Source organism: Vibrio sp. YT-16 (assembly GCF_033337405.1).
GTDB classification, from domain to species: Bacteria; Pseudomonadota; Gammaproteobacteria; order Enterobacterales; family Vibrionaceae; genus Vibrio; species Vibrio alginolyticus.
Genome location: NZ_JAWOQQ010000003.1, coordinates 182,324 through 200,234 on the forward strand (window position 1 = coordinate 182,324; position 17,911 = coordinate 200,234).

Consider the following 17,911-nt stretch of genomic DNA (forward strand, 5'->3'; position numbering starts at 1 on the left):
TTTAAAAATAGTGGAAGATCGGCGGTTCATGCATCAAGAAGTTTTGATGGGAGATGTTCCACGCATAGGCGCCCGCTAAGGTAAACACAACGTAATCACCAATATCGACGTGGGCGACGTGTTGATTGCGTGCCAGCACATCTTTGGGCGTACAAAGCTGGCCGACAAAGGTCGCTTGTGCATGCTGAATTGGATGAGAAATCTCATGGTGTTGCTCGCTTTTCAGGATGACGAATGGATGATCATGGCTCTGCGCCGCTGGCGTGCGGAAGTGGTGAGTTCCTCCGCGCGCGATGACAAAGTTTTCGCCAAGATTTTCCTTAATATCCAGTACTTCCATCACGTAATAACCGCATGCCGCCGTGATGAAACGTCCGCATTCAAAACGCAGTGTCCAGTCTTGCACTTGCTCTTTGGCGATGAGGAATTCCAACTTGTCGCAAAACTCCATCCACGGAAAGTGTTGCTCAGGGTTTTGGTAGTTAATCCCCATGCCGCCGCCCAAGTTGATCATCAGCTCACTGAGTTCGAACTCCTGCTGCCACGTTTTCACGACTTGGAAATAGCGCTGCATTAACGCTAAGTGACGTTCAACATCGAGTTGATGCGACATCAAGTGAAAATGGAAGCCTTTGAGTGACACTTGCGGGAAATCGCGCAGCAACATCAAAGCATTACTCAGCTCGGACTCGTCCAAGCCAAATGGAGTCGGCTTGCCGCCCATCGCCAACTTGCTGAGCGTGATGTCGCCAATATCGATGTTCATACGCAAAAAGATCGAAGCAGGGCGGTTGAGGCGCTCGGTTAGTGCTCCAATGCGTTGTAGCTCGGTGAGGCTTTCGACATGAATTGCATCAACATCAAGCTCAATCGCTTGTTGCAATTCACTTAGCATTTTTCCGGGGCCACCGAAGATCAATGGCTTATCGAGTTGTTGCTGGTGGAGGTGTGTCAACTCCCCGCCAGATGCCGCTTCAAAACCATCGACATACGGCGCGAGCGTTTTAAGAATCGGGCCCGATGGATTGGCTTTGGCTGCGTAAAATAGCTCGACATTTCTCGGCAAAACGTGACGCAGTTGTTTGATGTGTTCTTCTAAGGCGCTTAGGTCATACAAGTACGCGCACAAGGGTTGATTTTGCTGCTGTGCGAGCGTGTGAACTTGTTGGCAAACGCGTGTCGGTAGAGAGAGTGAATTAGACATGTTGCGCTCCTTTTTCGTGTTGCTGCCAAGGCGCGGCGACTTGGGTATAGCCCGACTCCTTATCGGCTTTTTGCATCAAACGCGTGGTGAAATTATTTTTGCTCGGGAAGTGACCGCCATTCAGCAACGCTTCTAGTTCCGGCTGTTTTCCATTCACTGATTGCCAACGCACAATGGCACTTTGCACCGCATTCCATAGCGTTTGCTCTAGTGGCTCGTCACCTTCTGCGATGAAGAAAATCGCTTCGCTGATATTGTTGATAAAGGTGCAGTATCCGATGCGATTCCAGCCTTGTTCGCGACTGTAGTAAACCGATTGTCGCGCGCGTTCAGACAAGTCAGTTAATGTTTCTGCTGGCCAGAACTCCGGCAGTAATTTAGTGCCTTCCAAATCACGAATCCAAACACAACACGGCATCTCTTGCTCAAAGCCAATTAAGGTGTTTTGCAAATGCGGCTCAAACGCCACCCCGTGTTTGAAGTAGTAATTAAACACGCCCGGGATCAGGCAATGCAAATAGCGTTCAAACCACAGTGTCGCGATGTCGGAATAGCGATTTTGCGTAGTACGCGCTTTGTTTTTAAGGCGTTGAGCAATGCAACTGTTGCCGTTTTTGTCGTAAGCAAACAGAGCGCCAGCGAGGGTTGGTTTTAAGATGTCGACTTCGCTCAGCGAGAAATTTTCGCGATACAAAATCCCAAACGATTCGCGTGCTTTGGTGTTGTCGTCCCAGTTGTGCTCAGCGACACTTTCTAGATTCAACGTGGTGGCGTAAGGCTCTGTCATCACTTTAAATACGGGGTTGTGCAGCTGTTCGTTTTCTCGAATTGGTTTGAGAATCGACGTGAGTTGCACGGCGCTGTCGAGTTCGTACCACGCGTTTTTGCGCACGCAATTGGTTAATCGTACGTTGATGGAGAATTTCGCAAACCAGTCCATATCTGGGTGGTAGAGGGTACGAACTGAAGAGGTCGGCTGCATCTTTTCACCACCTAAACCCAGTGGCGTGATCTTGCCTTGTTCAATGGCGCGCTTCACGCTTGGGTTGCTCAAAATGGTGTAGCTTTCCCAAGGATGGCAAGGGTAGAGGGTCTTCCCATTGCTGGTGGCGTGTTGTGGCGCGAGCTGTTGTAGCATGCGCTGCGCAGGGTTAGCTTCTCCGTCGGAACTCAGCACATCAAGTAAGGACGTATCCACTTCAAACCAGTACAGCGGGACTTGCGCGCCGACTTCTGGAGAAAACGCCAAGAGATCATCCATGGTGACGCCCGAACGACTTTTTGGGGTCGGATGGAAAGTATGCCCCCAAATCAGAGACTGTTCCGAAGCGATAAACTCGTTGTGATGCGATTTGGGCGCGACGTTGAGAAACTGCTCGGTAACCAGCACGCTATTTTCCAGTTGTTCGATCAGCTCATGGTTAAATGGGATCGCCAATACCTGCTTGAGATAGTTAAGCAAAAGCGTAAGAGTTTGCGTGGCATCCAATTTCGCCCAACCAGATCCCGGCATTTTCGCCCACGGCAGTTCTGCCAATTTGATTTTGCCCAGTTTGCTCGCGTAGTGAATCGGCAAAACCAGCACGCCATTTTGTTGAGAAAGATGAACGGCTACCCGCTGCTTGGCGGAATAGTTGCGTTTTAACGTTTGGGGTAGCGATGTCGATTGGTAGTGCCATTCCACTTGTTGATTCGGTAGCGCAAATTCACGTAAGTAACAATTAAGAACACCCATTATCGTGTTGAGTTGGGCCTTCTCGCGATTGAGCTGCACATCATGCGCGCGCAACTCGCTAGTCTGAGATGATTGAGTTTGTAACATGTTGATTTCCAAATTTTGAATGGAGAACCAGCGCGATCAAGGTGATTACGCTGACTATCGCAGAAAGTAGGAAAGGAACCTCAAGTAGCCCCAAGCTAGAAATGAAAGAAGCGCAAAATCCCGCTGCCACGCCACCCCATTTGGACATGGCATCAAAGCGAGAAAATACTTTGCCACTGAGTTTGCGATCCAGATTGCTCGCAAGATGCTGATGCAATCCGTGATAACAACACACCATCGCGATGCCGAAGATAATTCTCGCAGCAATGAGTGCGGTTTCGGATGCAATCAAATGCAAGGCAGAGCTCACGGCAAGCAATGCAAACCCAAGCCACAACGTGCGCAGCGGTTGATGGCGATTCAGCCCATCTGACAACACGTGGATTTTGCCTGCCAGCAACAGATAGACGCCATGCGGCAGTGCGTACAAAAAACCGATCCATGCGTGGTTAGTGATGCCATATTGCTGCACAAACGGCGAGAAATAAGGAAAGGTCACTACCATAGAAAACGCAAACCCGAATTGAGCAAAGAAGATCCAACGAATGGCATGCATTGCGTTTTTCCGTGCAACCGGTTTTTCTTGCCGAGATTCTGAGTTTGGCTTTTCGAGGTTTTGTTCGGCGGGTTTATCCACTGGCAGTGTTAGCGTGATGCCCATAGCAATTAAAGGCAAAACGCATAACCACAGGTACGCGTTGAGCGGGTTGGTCTCTGACAAGCTCCAGCCGAGCCCAATGGGCGCAACGATCAGCGCTAAGCGAGCAGATAGTTGGGTTTTATTGAGTGACTTGCCGAGTGTTTTGGCTTCTTTAATTTGACTAGATAAGTAGCTGTTCGAGGCGGCCATGGTGCCGCCAAAGGTTCCTTGAACAATAAGACCAAACACAAACATGGCGAGGTTGTCTGCCAAGCCGCACAGCGCAAACCCTGCTGCAAGGCCAAGTTGCGCACGCAAGAGTGAGCGACGGCGACCGTAGCGATCGGCAAAGTTGCCCCAAAATCGCGCCGCCAACGCAGTACAAAACGTAGGTAGGATAAACAATACCCCTGCCCAGTCCGCATCAATGCTTGCGCCTAACGTTGGCAACACGACGGGTAGAAATAGCGGCATACCTAACGCGGCAAACGCAGCGATAAAGTGGCACAACAACACACTGTAGATGAGTTTGGTCATAATCGTTAACGTACGCTTTTTTTGATGGCTTCTATGTAGGCGCGTTGCGCTTCTTCGCTAGAAAGCAGTAAGAAGTTCGGGGCCGACAAACCATAGAACTTATTGATGTCGCTCGCGCCGGAGGCTTCTTTCGAGAGCAAACTGCCAGAGCTCAACAAGTACTTGGCGTACAAATCAGGCGCCTCTTGCAGTAACTCGCGTGCCAGTTTCGTCTCTAACCCTTCGCCTTCTAATCGGTTGAGTTGTTCTGAAATGCTTTTGGCCACGATGGCGTAAAGCGATGCTGAAGAGGCAATGCCCTTCGCTGCCATGGCTTCTACAATCGCTGCGATATCCAGTTGTAATGTGATGGTGGTAAACATCTGACCGAGCGCCAATTCATTGTCGACTTTGATGCGTTGATCGAGCAGTTCATCGCAATCCACTGGAAGTAGTTTTGCGCCGTGTTTTTCGGCAGCATGCTCTGTTGCAAAGTGGAAGCGCTCTGGCCAAATTCGCGCTGCGTCGTTGTCTTTCATCGCGAGCGTCATTTTGCCCTGTTGATCAAATGCAATGATGGCGTTTTGCTGGTTGGACTCCAATGCAATGCCATAACGAAGCCACAAGGTAAGGTGTACTTGGCATAATAGGTCGACGTAATCTTTGAACCACGCCAGCGTATCTTGTTGATAGTACTGCTCTGCCAAGTGTTCTAAGAACAAGCGGTCGTCAGGCATTGGGCTTGCTAGTGCTGCAACCGGAACTAACGCTTTGTCTTCGCAATGAGTAAGTGGGTACTCACGTACGATGTACGCGAAGGTTTTATCCTCGCCGATGTGTCCACCGTGTTTTTCGTTGCAATGGAACAAGCGACTGTTTAAGTCGGCGTCCGTTTGTTCAAGGTGGCTGAGTAGGCGTTCAAACCAGTGGCCGTCATACAGTGTTGAAGGCTTGATTAAGCGAATATTTTTCGTGCCTAGCGATCGCATGATCAGCGGAACCTTGATGTGAATGTGCGGTGCCTCGTTGACGACCACAGTACGAACGGAAAGCGTCGGCGTCACGTCTAGATACGTTAAAGGCGCTTCTATCACACCTTCGGGTAAGGCTTCTAAAGATCGCAGGGTGAGCGGATGTGCAGGGAACAGAACGTGGCTCAGTGCAAAATCAGCAGGAAGCCCCACTTGCTCCATTGTTGGCCAGCAATCAGGTTGTCCGCTGGTTAATGTCACCAGTGATTTTTCAATCGCAATCCAATGCAGAGCAAAGCTTTGTGCGAACTCGGGCGCGTACTTAGCAAGGTCTTCATCGCTCAGGCCAAACTTCGCCCGCGCAGTTGGATAGTACGGGTGGTCAAGGTAAGAAGCGATCTGGTCGGCTAGCAGCAGTTTTTGATGCCAAGAACCAAGCTCGGATATTGGTTGAGAAATGTGGTCTGCATGATGATGAAACGCTTGGTCACACAGCGCTTTGTGTTTCTCTGCACATTCCAGTTCTTGAAGGTATCCCGCCAGCAACTCGTGAGAGCTCTCGTGCGCCAGTGTCGTTAGTAGCGCAATCCACTCTTTGTAATGCTGTTGATGCTCGACTTGGCCATTTTTCTCCACCCACCAACCTTGTGGTGTTTCGTCATAGGCGTGGCCGTAGCGCCAGTGCTGCATGTAATACGTTGGCGCAACGGGTAAATACAACGTGAAATCAGAGTTGGCAAATATCAGCCAGACTTGCTCGCCTTGAGGAACAATTACCCCTTTTGGCGCGTCGCTACTGAACTTGGCTTTCGACAAAATGCCAAACATGTCTTCGCGTAAGCAAGTGTCGATCAATCGTTGCGTTAGATACAAAGCGTTGTCATTCATGCTGCCACCTCACGAGTCGGAGCTAGATCGAAATTGCTAAGCGCGTTCTGCAGCGCTTGGTCGAGGTTTCGCCCTGATGGTGAGACAATCGAAATTCGGGCGAGATAATCCTTATTGGAATAACTCTGTTGGAAGTGTTCTCCAGCGGTTTTTAGTACCTGTTGCTGGGTGATGACATCGCCATCGTGTTGGATGAAGGAGGTCGAATCTCCATCAATCACACCACTGTGCTCCGCAACCACGTAGTGCACGTGTGCTGAGCCATGAATTTGGTAATCGCCATCCAATCTTCGGCCCAAATGCAGACCCAAAATTGTGCTAAACCAACCGAAGTGAGCGAGATTGTTGAGTAAGAATTCGCGACCGTCCCCAATGCTGCGGTAGTTAATTTCCACCAGAACTGGGCCGTTTTCCGTGATGATAAATTCGCTGTGGCAAACTCCAAAGCCAACGCCGAACGCTTTCAGTTGAGCCAAGCAAGCTTCTCGGTGAGCAATGCCGTTTGGTCCGTTCCAGTCTGCGGCTGTTTCGATAAAGTAAGGCGGTTCAGAGAGCGACACATCAAAACCGCCCACGGCGATAAGGCGCTCACCATCTCCTAAAGTTTCGAGCGTAACCAACGGCCCTTGAAGGAATTGCTCCACCAGAATGGCGGCGTTTGGGTGCTTTTGCCAAAACGCCTCGCAGTAAGCATCGAGCTCGCTTTGGGAGTCACAGCGCTGTACATCTAAACTTGCCACGCCTTCTTTGGGTTTTGCTACGACAGGGAAGGCCATGCCTAATGCCACATTCGAATGGCGATGCAGCAAACAGCTTTGTGTGTTGGGTAAGGATTTTTCATTTAACACTTGTCGAGTTAAGTGTTTGTTTTTGGCCTTTAACGTGACAGACCAATCTTTGGATGGGAGGCCAAAAAATTGCGCGCAGATGGCGGTGGAAGTTTGTAAGTGATCACTATTGCTAAAAATAGCGTCTGGCTTTAATTCATGCTCCGTGATGGTTTCGATGAGTTCTAATGGGTTGAAGACATCACATTCTAGAATGGTATCCGGATTAAAGTGACTATCACGACTCGCCAGCTCTAAATGGCTGAGCTTATGGTCGGTGATAAGAACGACGTGAAGGTCCATCGCTTTAGCTGCAGGCACGAAGCCGTGAGTGACTGCATCGTTAACGACATGACTTACGATAATCATCGTAGATTTCATGAGCTTTCCTAATTTTCTAACATTTTCTTCTAACGTTGATAAAGTCGCTCACGGTCGTCTTCCAATGTGCCTCTCGCGAGACGGAGGGCAGAAGTTTTAGTGTTTATTGTTATTATGTTTGGTTTTTTTTGTTGTTAGTTGTGTTTTTAGGGTAAATAAATATAGAGCATAAAATTAATATTGCAAATAGAAATAATATTTGTTCTTATTTCCATCCGTTGGCTTTATAACAACTAAACGGAATTATGGAATGAATAAATTATTGACCCTGACCCCCTTGGCGGTCGCGATTGGTTCTTCACTAGTAGCACCAAGCGCAGTGGCTTCAGAAGAGACGAACTCAACCTCATCAGCAACTGAAACGATTCAAGTCTTCGGGCATCAGTACGAAGGTTATGCTGAACACATGCCTCAATCAGGCACCAAAACCGATGTGGAATGGCTTGATGTGCCACAAGCGGTATCCGTAGTAACGAAAACAGAAATGCAAGACCGAGGCGCGGTGCGCTTAGTGGATGCGCTAGATGGGGTAGCCGGGGTCAATAACACCTTGGGCGAAGGCAGCCGCGATCAGTTCATGATCCGTGGTTTTGATTCACTCAACGATATGTACCGTGATGGCTTGCGAGATGACGGTACGTTGCAGTCTTACCGCAGCTTAGCGAACGTTGAACGCGTTGAAATTGTGAAAGGCCCTGCGGGTGCTTTGTATGGCCGTGGTTCGGCTGGGGGCATCATCAACTTGGTGACGAAACGCGCTAACGGTGAGAATTTTACTCACGTAAACGGTAGTGTAGGCAGCAACAACCAATATGTTGGTCAGGTCGACAGCTCAATGGCGTTTACAGATAAGGTCAACGGGCGTATTAACTTGGAATACCGTCAAGCCGACTCGTACGTTGATCATGTTGATTCAAACGATTTCTTCATTGCACCGACCATTCGTGTGTTACCAGCGGAAGGTCACACCATTGATATTGACGTGGAATACGCCCATCAAGAACTAGTGCCGTATCGTGGTGTGCCATCAAAAAATGGCAAGCCAGTTGATTTGCCAGTAAGCACTTACTTTGGCGGCACAAACGACTATCAGGAGTCAGACAGTCTCCGTATTGCGGTGGATTACGAATGGCGTCTGAATGATCAATGGGTATGGAACAACCGAGCGGCGTTCAACCATATCGAACTTGAGCAAAAAGGCACGCGTCAGGGCAAAGTGACGGGTAATGAAGTGTCTCAAACCGTCAACAACTTTGGTTACGATCCACGTACTACGACCACTTTACAATCTGAGTTGGTTTGGGAAACCAGGGACAATCAATTGATGGTGGGTGCAGATTTCAACCAGATCGATATCGACCTAACGTTGGCAAGTGACAAAACGCTTCCTCCGCAAAATATCTACGACCCAGTCGTTGGTCCAGCGCCTGATCCGGGCTTTAAGCCATTTCGTGACAATACCACCACCACGACAGGTTTGTATGTGCAAGACGTCTATACGTGGGGTGACCTTTCTTTGATCGGTAACGTGCGTTACGACTCGATGGAACTCGAACAACAAAAAGCGGGCTCAGATAAGGAAAAATTGGATGATGACAAAGTCAGCTACCGTGCTGGTTTGGTATACCGCATCAATTCCGACACATCCGTATACGCCAGTTTAGCGCGCTCTTGGCAGTTACCGTACGCTGGTATCTACATCAATCCAAAATTGGCGGAATTCTTCCACACCGACTTAAAAGAGGTGGGTGCGAAAGCGTACCTTTTGGATAACGCATTAATGTTGAATGCGGCACTGTTCCAGATTGATCAAGAGCAACCACAAACTAACGTGGACGGCGATGTGATCGATAAAATTGAAGTGCGTCACCAAGGTATTGAATTAGAGGCTCGCGGTCAAATCACCAAACAGTGGGACATCTCTGTGGGTTACAGCTACTTGGACGCGGAAGACAAAGCCACAGGCAAAAAGCCGAACGATGTATCAGACCACTTGTTCTCTCTTTGGAGCACTTACCAATTGGATGACAACTGGCGTTTAGGCGGTGGTGTGAAGTACGTGGGCGACCGTTACGCAGGTAACGACGAAGCTGTCGCACTTGGCGATTACACAACGGTGGATTTGATGGCGGCGTACACCACTGGTCGTCATAAAATCCAAGCGAACGCTTACAACATTTTGGATGAGAAATACATTCTTGGCGCAACAAACGGCACGTCTGGCTTAAACCAGATTGGCTACGGCGCACCAGCCGAGTTTATGCTCAGCTACGGATATCAGTTCTAGGCTTTTTGTGCGTAGTTAGCGCCTGTTAGCCAATTTTTACCTCATATTGAGGATGTTTAGCCCCGAGAGCTTACGGGATGTATTCTGCCCGAGGCTCAATTTCTCGCAAAGGAGATCTTAATGTCTTACCAGAATTTGGATGGTAAAGTGCGTGTACGTGCTGGTTTGTCTACCACTTACAGTGTGCTTGCGATTGCAATCGCTTCTGCCACATCCATGAGCGCGGTTGCCGCTCCTGCTAAAACAGAACAAACTACCGCGATGGAAACCGTCGTTGTCACTGGTAGCGTGATTGGTAAATCTGAAATTGAAGACGTCAAAGAGTACCCAGGTGCTCGTACCGTCATTACCCGCGATCAAATCGAGAAAACCGCCGCAGGCTCGATTGATAACGCGCTACAGCGCGTGCCGGGTATTAAAGTTCAGGATGAAAGCGGAACGGGCGTATTGCCCAACATTTCCGTACGTGGTTTGAAAGCAAGCCGTAGTGGTCATGCTCAGTTCTTGATGGATGGTGTACCGCTAACACTTGCGCCATATGGTCACACTGGTCAGTCTATCTTCCCAGCAACACTGTCGATGCTTGATCGTATTGACATTGTACGCGGTGGTGCTGCAGTACAGTACGGCCCAAACAACGTCGGTGGTGTGATCAACTTAGTGACCAAACCGATTCCACACACGTGGCAAACTGAAATCAGTAACCGCCTTACCGTGTTTGATGGCGGTGATGCGCCGCTGAATGATTTTTACCTACGCACGGGCGGCTGGTTAAGCGACACATTTGCACTACAGTTGGAAGGTAACTTCCTAAAAGGTGAAAGCTTCCGTGAACATTCCGATACGGACGTGAAGAACTTTCAAGCTAAAGCACAGTGGCTATTGAGTGACACTCAAGAGATTCAAGCATTCCTGCAACGTTACGATGCTGAAACGCAAATGCCGGGCGCACTTTCGCCACAAGACTACGAACAAGATCGTCACCAATCGAAACGTCCTTACGATGATTATGAAGGTAAGTCGACACGCTGGAGTGTTAAGTACATCCACGATTTGCCATTTGCCGACAGTGCCGAGCTAGAAGTGCTAACGTTTGGCCATAAGTCAGAGCGTCTTTTCAAGTGGGGCTTTAACAGCGCGGGTGGCCATTGGGCGGATCCGGCTCTGCCAGCGACGGACGTTCGTACCTCTCCACGTGAATTTACCGTGTATGGTATAGAGCCAAAAATGGCGATGTACTTTGGCGAAGGTAAATCCGTTACTCAAAACTGGATCGTGGGTACCCGTTATGTTAACGAAGACATCGACTACAAACTCACTCAGACTCCAATCGCCGGTGGTGCAACCAGCGTTCCGCGTGATTGGCATTTAGATACGGACGCGTTTGCTGGATACGTTAGCAACGAAATTGGTTTGTTCAATGATACATTGAAGGTAACGCCTGGGTTGCGTGTTGAGTCGGTTCGAATGACGTTTACCGATCGTGGTAAAAAACAAACAGCAGACAACACCGTGACGGAATGGTTGCCAGGTTTGACGGTGGCATACAACTTAACTGATCAGTGGGTGACGTATGCGAACGCGCAAAAATCACTTCGTGCGCCACAAATTGCCTACATCCGAGGCTTGGGTGAAGAAGGTAGCGAACTGGCTTGGAACTACGAAGTCGGCGCGCGTTACACCCAAGATGCGACCAGCTTTAACGCTGCACTTTATCGCATCGACTTTGAAGATCAATTGCAATGGCAAAGCTCAACGCAGACTTTCGATAACATCGGAAAAACACTTCACCAAGGCATAGAGCTTTCTGCTCGTTATGTGCCTGAAGTTCTACCTGCACTGAGTTTAGGCGCAAGCTACAACTATCTAGACGCTACGCTTGAAGAAGAAGGCGCGAATAAAGGTAATCAACTGCCTTACACCTCTAAGCATCAGCTTGGTTGGGATGCAACTTACGCATTTTACGGCATGGACACCACGCTATCGGGCTTCTACTTCAGTGATTCGTATACCGATAACGCCAACACCAGTGCCGAAGATGCAACAGGCGCAACGGGTAAAGTACCATCTTACATGGTGTGGAACTTCAACTTGGGGACGGATTTATACAAAGACGACAAAGGCAAGTTACGCATGAATGTTGCGGTGAACAACTTGTTTGACGAGGAGTATTACTTCCGCGGGATTGATACCAGCCCAGTTGGTCGGTACCCAGCTCCGGGACGCTCTTATACACTGGATCTGAACTATCAGTTTTAAGCGTTTCGTTCACCGAGTTTGAAAAGAAAAGTCGCCAATTTACCTTGGCGACTTTGCCGATCTTAGGTACTGGAAAACTCTTAGCACTGGAAAAAGCAAGATGAAAAATAAAAAACAATTTACGATCAAACACTTTTCAACCGTTTTGCTGATGCTACTGAGCTCAGCTTTGATGTCATTTAGCGCATTTTCTCAGGTGCGCAGCGTGCAAGATGAGCAAGGCACTTTTGAGCTAGAAGCGATACCTCAACGTATTGTGGTTTTAGAATTTTCGTTTGTCGATGCATTAGCGGCAGTCGATGTCTCACCGGTAGGCGTCGCCGATGACAACGATGCCACACGAGTCATTTCTGCTGTTCGTGCCAAGGTTGAGCCTTGGCAATCGGTCGGCATGCGCTCGCAACCGAGTTTAGAGGCGATTGCGGTGCTCAAGCCGGATTTGATCATTGCTGATGCAGAACGTCATCGCGCGATTTATCAAGATTTGCAGCGAATTGCGCCAACTTTGCTGTTAAAAAGCCGTGGTGAGACATATCAAGAAAATCTCGAATCCGCACACAAAATCGGCGTGGCAATTGGCAAACAAGCGAAAATGACACAACGCATTGAGCAGCACAAACAGACAATGGCGGAGTTCAAACAGCATTTTGCAACACAAGAAACCATTCAGTTTGGTGTGGTTTCTGACAAAGGGATGTGGCTGCATAGCCCGGTTTCTTACGCTGGTGGCGTTTTGAGTACGCTGGGCATTCAAAGCCCGCTGGCTCCATCTGAGCAAAAAGCGTATATCCCAACCAGTTTCGAACTTTTACTAAAAACCAACCCTGATTGGTTGTTAGTTGGACTTTACTCTCAACCAAATATTGTGGATGAGTGGCGCAAAAATCCATTGTTTAAGTTGCTAACTGCTGCAAAAAAACAGCAACTTGTTGAGGTTTCTCCTGAACTGTGGTCGTTAAATCGCGGCATGTTGGCTGCGGAAGAAATTGCCCGCAATCTTGAAGCGTTATTGGAGCGCTCATGAGTGCGGCGATAAGCTCGGAAAGCGCGTCTTCGGTTAGCAAATCGCATTGGAAAGCGAGCTTGTTTGTCTGTGCTATGGCGTTGTGTACGCTCTCAGGCTATGCAGCATCAATGATTGGCTGGTCCAACTTTTCTTTGAGCGTTAATGATCTGACAAGCTATTGGTTTGCGTTTGATGAGGGCAATATGCTGCATCAAATCCTCGCGACGCTGCGTGCGCCTCGTGCCTATGCTGGGTTATTAATTGGCGCTTCGCTTGCGGTATCCGGAGTGCTGATGCAAGGATTGACTCGTAACCCTTTGGCGTCGCCATCCATTCTCGGCATTAATGCTGGCGCGGCTTGTTTTATGGCCTTGGCGTCTATCGGCGTACCATTCTTTAGTCAATTGAACCCAATCATCAACGCAGTACTCGGCGCGCTACTAAGTGGTGGTGCGGTCATGTTGTTGGGCGGTTTTTTCTCCGCGCGTTCTCACCCATTGCGTTTAGTGCTAGCGGGCATTGCCATCAGTGCACTGCTGATAGGGTTAACTCGTGCGTCGGTAATTTTGGCGGATGACATGGCTTACAGCGTGTTGCATTGGTTAACGGGTTCACTCTCCGCGGTAGATTCTGAGCAGTGGCAACAACTGTGGCCTTTTGCGACTTTAGGTTTGGTGCTCGCCATGGGCTTAGCGCGAAACTTAAATTTACTCGCGTTGGGGGACGAAGTTGCTGTCGGGTTGGGTGGTAACATTCGTCTTACGCGATTTATCAGTGGTTTAGCGGTTGTGCTGTTGGCAGGAACTAGCGTAGCGATTGCTGGACCAATTGGCTTTGTCGGGTTGTTAGTGCCGCACTTGGTACGCCCGATTGTTGGTCACAACTATCACATTCTCATTCCGGTTTCCGCCTTGTGTGGCGCGGCATTGGTGACGTGGTCAGATGCTTTATCACGCGCGATTGCCTTTCCGGCTGAAACGCCAGTGGGCGTGATTACCGCGCTGTTGGGCACACCTTGCTTTATCGCGATTACAATGAGGAAATCATCATGATGAATCAAACCAAACTGTTTGCATTAGTTGGATTGTTGCTGATTGCGTCTTCTCTCACGCTGTTTGTTGGTGCGGCGAACATGTCGGCTCAACAGGTTTTTGCATTGCTGTTTTCTTTCTCTGACTCGGACTTTGTGATTCACCAATATCGATTACCGAGAATGTTGCTCGCCATTGGCGTGGGCGCAGGGTTGGGGCTGTCAGGCGTTTTAGTTCAAGGCGTCATCCGTAATCCACTTGCCTCACCAGATTTAATGGGGATAAGCGCCGGAGCAGGACTGGCGGCTACCGCTTGTTTGGTGCTGTATCCGAATGCGCCAGTGGCAATGTTGCCGATGGTCGCCATGGCGGGAGGCTTGCTTGCTGCTGGCTTTATTGCTGTGCTGGCTTACTGGTCGAAACCAACACCAGCACGTTTGGCGCTGATTGGTGTTGCTGTCAGCGCATTTTTAGCCAGCGGTATCGATTTTCTTCTGATTGTGCACCCTATCGAAATCAACACGGCGATGGTATGGCTAACCGGCAGTTTGTGGGGACGAAATTCGCAACAAGTGCCGTTTATTTGGAGTGCTCTATTGCTGCTACTACCATTGGCGTTTTGGCTGGCTTGGCGGCTAGATGTTATGGGACTGGGAGAAGAAAGCGCCACTACACTTGGCACGAAACCAAGACAGATCCAAATTCTTGCGTTGATTGCTGCCGTGCTATTGGCGAGTATCAGTGTGTCTGTGGCAGGCACGATCAGCTTTGTTGGCCTGCTTGCGCCGCATCTTGCGCGTTTGCTGTTTGGCCACAACCACAAGTTGTTGATTCCAGCCGCTGCAACCCTTGGCGCTTTGTTGGTGATTTGCGCCGATGGTTTAGCGAGAGGCTTACAGCCACCAATTGAGCTACCAGCGGGAGTGCTGACATCTGTTATTGGCGCACCATATTTCATTTTTCTTTTGTATCGTTATAGAGGTTGGTAAGCATGTTACGAACGCAGAACTTATCCGTCGCGTACGGCAAACAGACCATCATTCCAGATCTCTCTTTGTCGATTCCTCAAGGTAAAATTACCGCACTAGTTGGTCCAAATGGTTGCGGTAAATCGACACTATTAAAAACCTTGGTACGCATCAATAAACCCGCTTCTGGCCAAGTGTTGTATGACGACAAACCACTAAGCAGCTACGGTGATAAACGCTTGGCGCGTTCGTTGTCTTTGCTGCCGCAGATTCTTGTCAGTCCTGAAGGTATTACAGTCAGAAAACTGGTCGAATATGGCCGCTCGCCTTACCTCTCTCATTGGGGCCGGTTAAGTCAACAAGACAAAGCCTTGGTCGAGCAAGCAATGCAAGATACTGGCGTGATTGAGTTTGCTGATAAGCCGGTTGAATCGTTGTCTGGTGGTCAAAGACAAAGGGCGTGGATTGCGATGGTGATGGCGCAAGATACCGACGTAGTGATGCTTGATGAGCCAACCACTTACTTGGATCTCTCTCACCAAGTTGAGCTGATGAAACTCATGAGGCAGATGAACGACAAAGGCAAAACAGTGGTGGTAGTGCTGCACGATCTAAACCAAGCGTGCCGTTACTGCGATCATTTGGTGGTGTTGGAAAAAGGTCAGTTAGTCACGCAGGGAACACCGCAAGAGGTAATGACAGAAGGCATGTTGTCATCGGTGTTTGATTTACAAGCGAGAGTATTTAATGACCCAATCTCAGGCACGCCGATGTGTGTGGCGGTGTAGGTTTACGTCTTTGGAAAGCTATCTGCAATAAAAACGTCGATCCATAAAAACAAACCCCGCTAGTAACAAAGTTGCTAGCGGGGTTTGTTGTTTTTAAGAGCGTCCTTAATGTGGCGTTTAAGCCAGTTTAAACGTCGCCACTTTCGAGTTGAGATCCTCAGCTTGCGATTTCAGCTCAGCAGATTGATTCATCGATTCTTCGGCACCAACTACCAAGTGATCGGTCACATCTTTAATGGACGTGACGTTTTGCGTGATTTCATTGGTTACGTGCGTTTGCTCTTCGGCGGCGGTCGCGATTTGCGTTGCCATATCGCTGATCAGCGCAACGGCCGCGTTGATTTCATCCAGAGCCAGTGCTGCGCGATCAGCATCTTCCACCGAACCTTGCGCGAGCTGAGAGCTTGTATCCATGATGGCCACTGCGCGTTGTGTGGTTTGCTGCAAGGTCTCGATCGTCGAGCGAATCTCTTCGGTTGAGGTGTGTGTGCGTTGTGATAGCACGCGAACCTCGTCTGCAACAACGGCAAAACCGCGACCTTGTTCACCTGCACGCGCCGCTTCAATCGCCGCATTCAGAGCCAGTAAGTTGGTTTGCTCTGCGATGTCTCGAATCGTTGATAGCACGGTTGAGATGTCTTGCGCGTGCTGGTTGAGCTCACCGATGACAACGCTCGCTTGGTTGACTTCAGAAGACAAATTATTGATGGACGATTTGGAGTTGATCACCAACTCATGACCGTTTTGTGTGCTTGCTGAAGAGTCTTGAGCGGCTTTAGCCGTCTGCTCTGCATGTGCTGCAATCTCTTGCGTTGCCGATGCCATTTCAGTCACAGCGGTCGCCACCATAGTGATTTCTTGTTGCTGATGGTTCAGATCGGAAACCGATTGATTCGCGCGATTCGTGCTCAGCTCCGATTGTTGGCTCAGTTCTTCCGCTTGGTGACGAATGTGACCAATAAGTTGCTGCAAACTTTCAACGAACTGGTTGAAGTTTTCAGCCAGCTCACCAACTTCGTCACGGTTTTCTACTTTGATGCGTTGAGTTAGGTCGCCGCTGCCGTTTGCGATTTGTGCGAGCGCATTCGAAACGTTGTAGAGCGGACGGAACAAGATGCTACATAGCAGATTAAACAAAGCTACACAGATAACGACGACGATGGTGGTTGCGATGATCTGATCCCAAACAGCATCGTAGAGTGGGGCAACCAACGAGTTTTGATCTAACACTGTGACCGTTGTGAGTTTGGTACCCTCTATGTGGCGCGCGTAAATCACATATTCGATGCCGTTAATAGAGACGCGACGTTCTGTACCTGAACGTGCGGCTGACGTAATGTCGTTGTTGTTGAGGCCTAGCTTGCTAACCGGTTGATTCAGCAGTTTACCGTTGTTATGAGTGAAAATATTGCCCTGTTCATTGGCAATAAACATATAACCTTCACCCGGTAGGATCACTTGGTTCAGACTGTTCAGGATATCACCGATCTCTACGTCAGCACCCAGAACGACGGTTTGACCATGCAATTGCAGGGCTTTACCGAGCGACACCACATTCGCACCAGTTGCAGCAGCAACGGTCGGGTTATCCATAAAGACTTTCGATGGATTGGCAATGGCGTTGGTGTACCAGCCCCACTTGCGAGGATCGTTATTACCTGGTGGCAAAACCACCCCATTAGCGTTGTCTTGTGACCCGTCCGGGTAAGCGAGGAAAACGTTATCGAACGCGCCAGAGTCTCGGACTTGTTTCAAATGCGTAACCAGAGAACGTTTCTCTGAATCAGAAGAGAGTGAAGTTAGTGCGCGCTCTTTAGAGAGTAGCCAGTCCTTTACGTATTGATTGTAAGATGCGCTAGTGCTTTCTAGTCGCTGTGCGACTTCGACATCGAGCCTGTTTAATGAATCTCGAAAAGACAGCCCCTCTACCAGCACTCCCCCTAGAATGATGGCGGCACTGGCAGAGATTGCCAGTTTGTTTTTTAGTGATAGATTTTTGAACATAAAGCGAATAGTAGATCTTTGAATAATAGTTGTTGTGTTTTTATTCTCATCAGTACTCTCTGTGCTGTTGAATATGCAGCAGAAAGTCAGATTCGAATCTGTTCAATAATTATATTTTATTGCTCAAAATAAATACTGACTCCATGTCGCGAATTTGAGTTTTACATCAAATAAGCAAAAGGATTTGGAACGATATTTTTTATGTATTTGTAAAGTAAGGATTTGTCGATTTTTGTAAATGAGAATTGATTTCAATAAATGGTGATCTTTATCACATTTGCGTGTCTGACAATCCATTAAAAATGTGAAGGTTATAGCA

General features: G+C 48.8%; 12 protein-coding genes. 6 read left to right on the forward strand and 6 right to left on the reverse strand.

The annotated features are described in order from the left end of the window. Window position 1: 1 nt before the first annotated feature. Genes R7F07_RS06975 through R7F07_RS06995 form a run of 5 tightly spaced genes read right to left on the reverse strand, consistent with a single transcriptional unit; the run spans window position 2 to window position 7,249 of the window. Entirely contained in the window at window positions 2-1,204 is a 1,203-nt protein-coding gene (locus R7F07_RS06975; protein ID WP_171342421.1) for a type III PLP-dependent enzyme, read from the reverse strand. Next, entirely contained in the window at window positions 1,197-3,026 is a 1,830-nt protein-coding gene (locus R7F07_RS06980) for an IucA/IucC family protein (protein ID WP_171342422.1), read from the reverse strand. Before R7F07_RS06980 ends, R7F07_RS06975 begins: the two co-directional genes overlap by 8 nt. Then, the gene (locus R7F07_RS06985; RefSeq protein ID WP_171342423.1) at window positions 2,998-4,203 is read right to left on the reverse strand and encodes an MFS transporter; all 1,206 of its coding nucleotides are present in this window, start codon (window positions 4,201-4,203) and stop codon (window positions 2,998-3,000) included. The genes R7F07_RS06980 and R7F07_RS06985 overlap by 29 nt, the downstream gene beginning before the upstream one ends. Window positions 4,204-4,208: 5 nt before the next feature. After that, window positions 4,209-6,041, reverse strand: a complete 1,833-nt coding sequence (locus tag R7F07_RS06990; RefSeq protein WP_171342424.1) for an IucA/IucC family protein — start codon at window positions 6,039-6,041, stop codon at window positions 4,209-4,211. Further along, window positions 6,038-7,249 carry an ATP-grasp domain-containing protein gene (locus tag R7F07_RS06995; RefSeq protein WP_167415817.1) on the reverse strand — a complete coding sequence of 404 codons (1,212 nt, stop codon included), beginning with the start codon at window positions 7,247-7,249 and terminating at the stop codon, window positions 6,038-6,040. Before R7F07_RS06995 ends, R7F07_RS06990 begins: the two co-directional genes overlap by 4 nt. Before the next feature lie 250 nt (window positions 7,250-7,499). Between R7F07_RS06995 and R7F07_RS07000 the strand changes: the two genes are divergently transcribed. From R7F07_RS07000 to fecE, 6 genes are all read left to right on the forward strand, one after another. Beyond that, complete coding sequence (locus tag R7F07_RS07000; RefSeq protein WP_318110468.1) at window positions 7,500-9,536, forward strand: TonB-dependent siderophore receptor; 2,037 nt, start codon at window positions 7,500-7,502, stop codon at window positions 9,534-9,536. A 120-nt stretch (window positions 9,537-9,656) separates the two neighbouring features. After that, complete coding sequence (gene pvuA, locus R7F07_RS07005; RefSeq protein WP_171342425.1) at window positions 9,657-11,795, forward strand: TonB-dependent siderophore vibrioferrin receptor PvuA; 2,139 nt, start codon at window positions 9,657-9,659, stop codon at window positions 11,793-11,795. A gap of 100 nt (window positions 11,796-11,895) precedes the next feature. Beyond that, window positions 11,896-12,819, forward strand: coding sequence for a Fe(3+) dicitrate ABC transporter substrate-binding protein FecB (locus tag R7F07_RS07010; RefSeq protein WP_085569431.1), 924 nt, complete (start codon window positions 11,896-11,898; stop codon window positions 12,817-12,819). A 74-nt stretch (window positions 12,820-12,893) separates the two neighbouring features. Further along, complete coding sequence (locus tag R7F07_RS07015) at window positions 12,894-13,853, forward strand: FecCD family ABC transporter permease (protein ID WP_372007767.1); 960 nt, start codon at window positions 12,894-12,896, stop codon at window positions 13,851-13,853. After that, on the forward strand, window positions 13,850-14,821 hold the full coding sequence (locus R7F07_RS07020; protein ID WP_171342426.1) for a FecCD family ABC transporter permease: 972 nt from the start codon (window positions 13,850-13,852) through the stop codon (window positions 14,819-14,821). The genes R7F07_RS07015 and R7F07_RS07020 overlap by 4 nt, the downstream gene beginning before the upstream one ends. A gap of 2 nt (window positions 14,822-14,823) precedes the next feature. Next, window positions 14,824-15,588 carry a Fe(3+) dicitrate ABC transporter ATP-binding protein FecE gene (fecE, locus tag R7F07_RS07025; RefSeq protein ID WP_054700603.1) on the forward strand — a complete coding sequence of 255 codons (765 nt, stop codon included), beginning with the start codon at window positions 14,824-14,826 and terminating at the stop codon, window positions 15,586-15,588. A gap of 117 nt (window positions 15,589-15,705) precedes the next feature. On the opposite strand, the gene R7F07_RS07030 is transcribed toward fecE, so the two are convergent. Further along, on the reverse strand, window positions 15,706-17,592 hold the full coding sequence (locus R7F07_RS07030; protein WP_085569429.1) for a methyl-accepting chemotaxis protein: 1,887 nt from the start codon (window positions 17,590-17,592) through the stop codon (window positions 15,706-15,708). Between the last annotated feature and the right edge of the window lie 319 nt (window positions 17,593-17,911).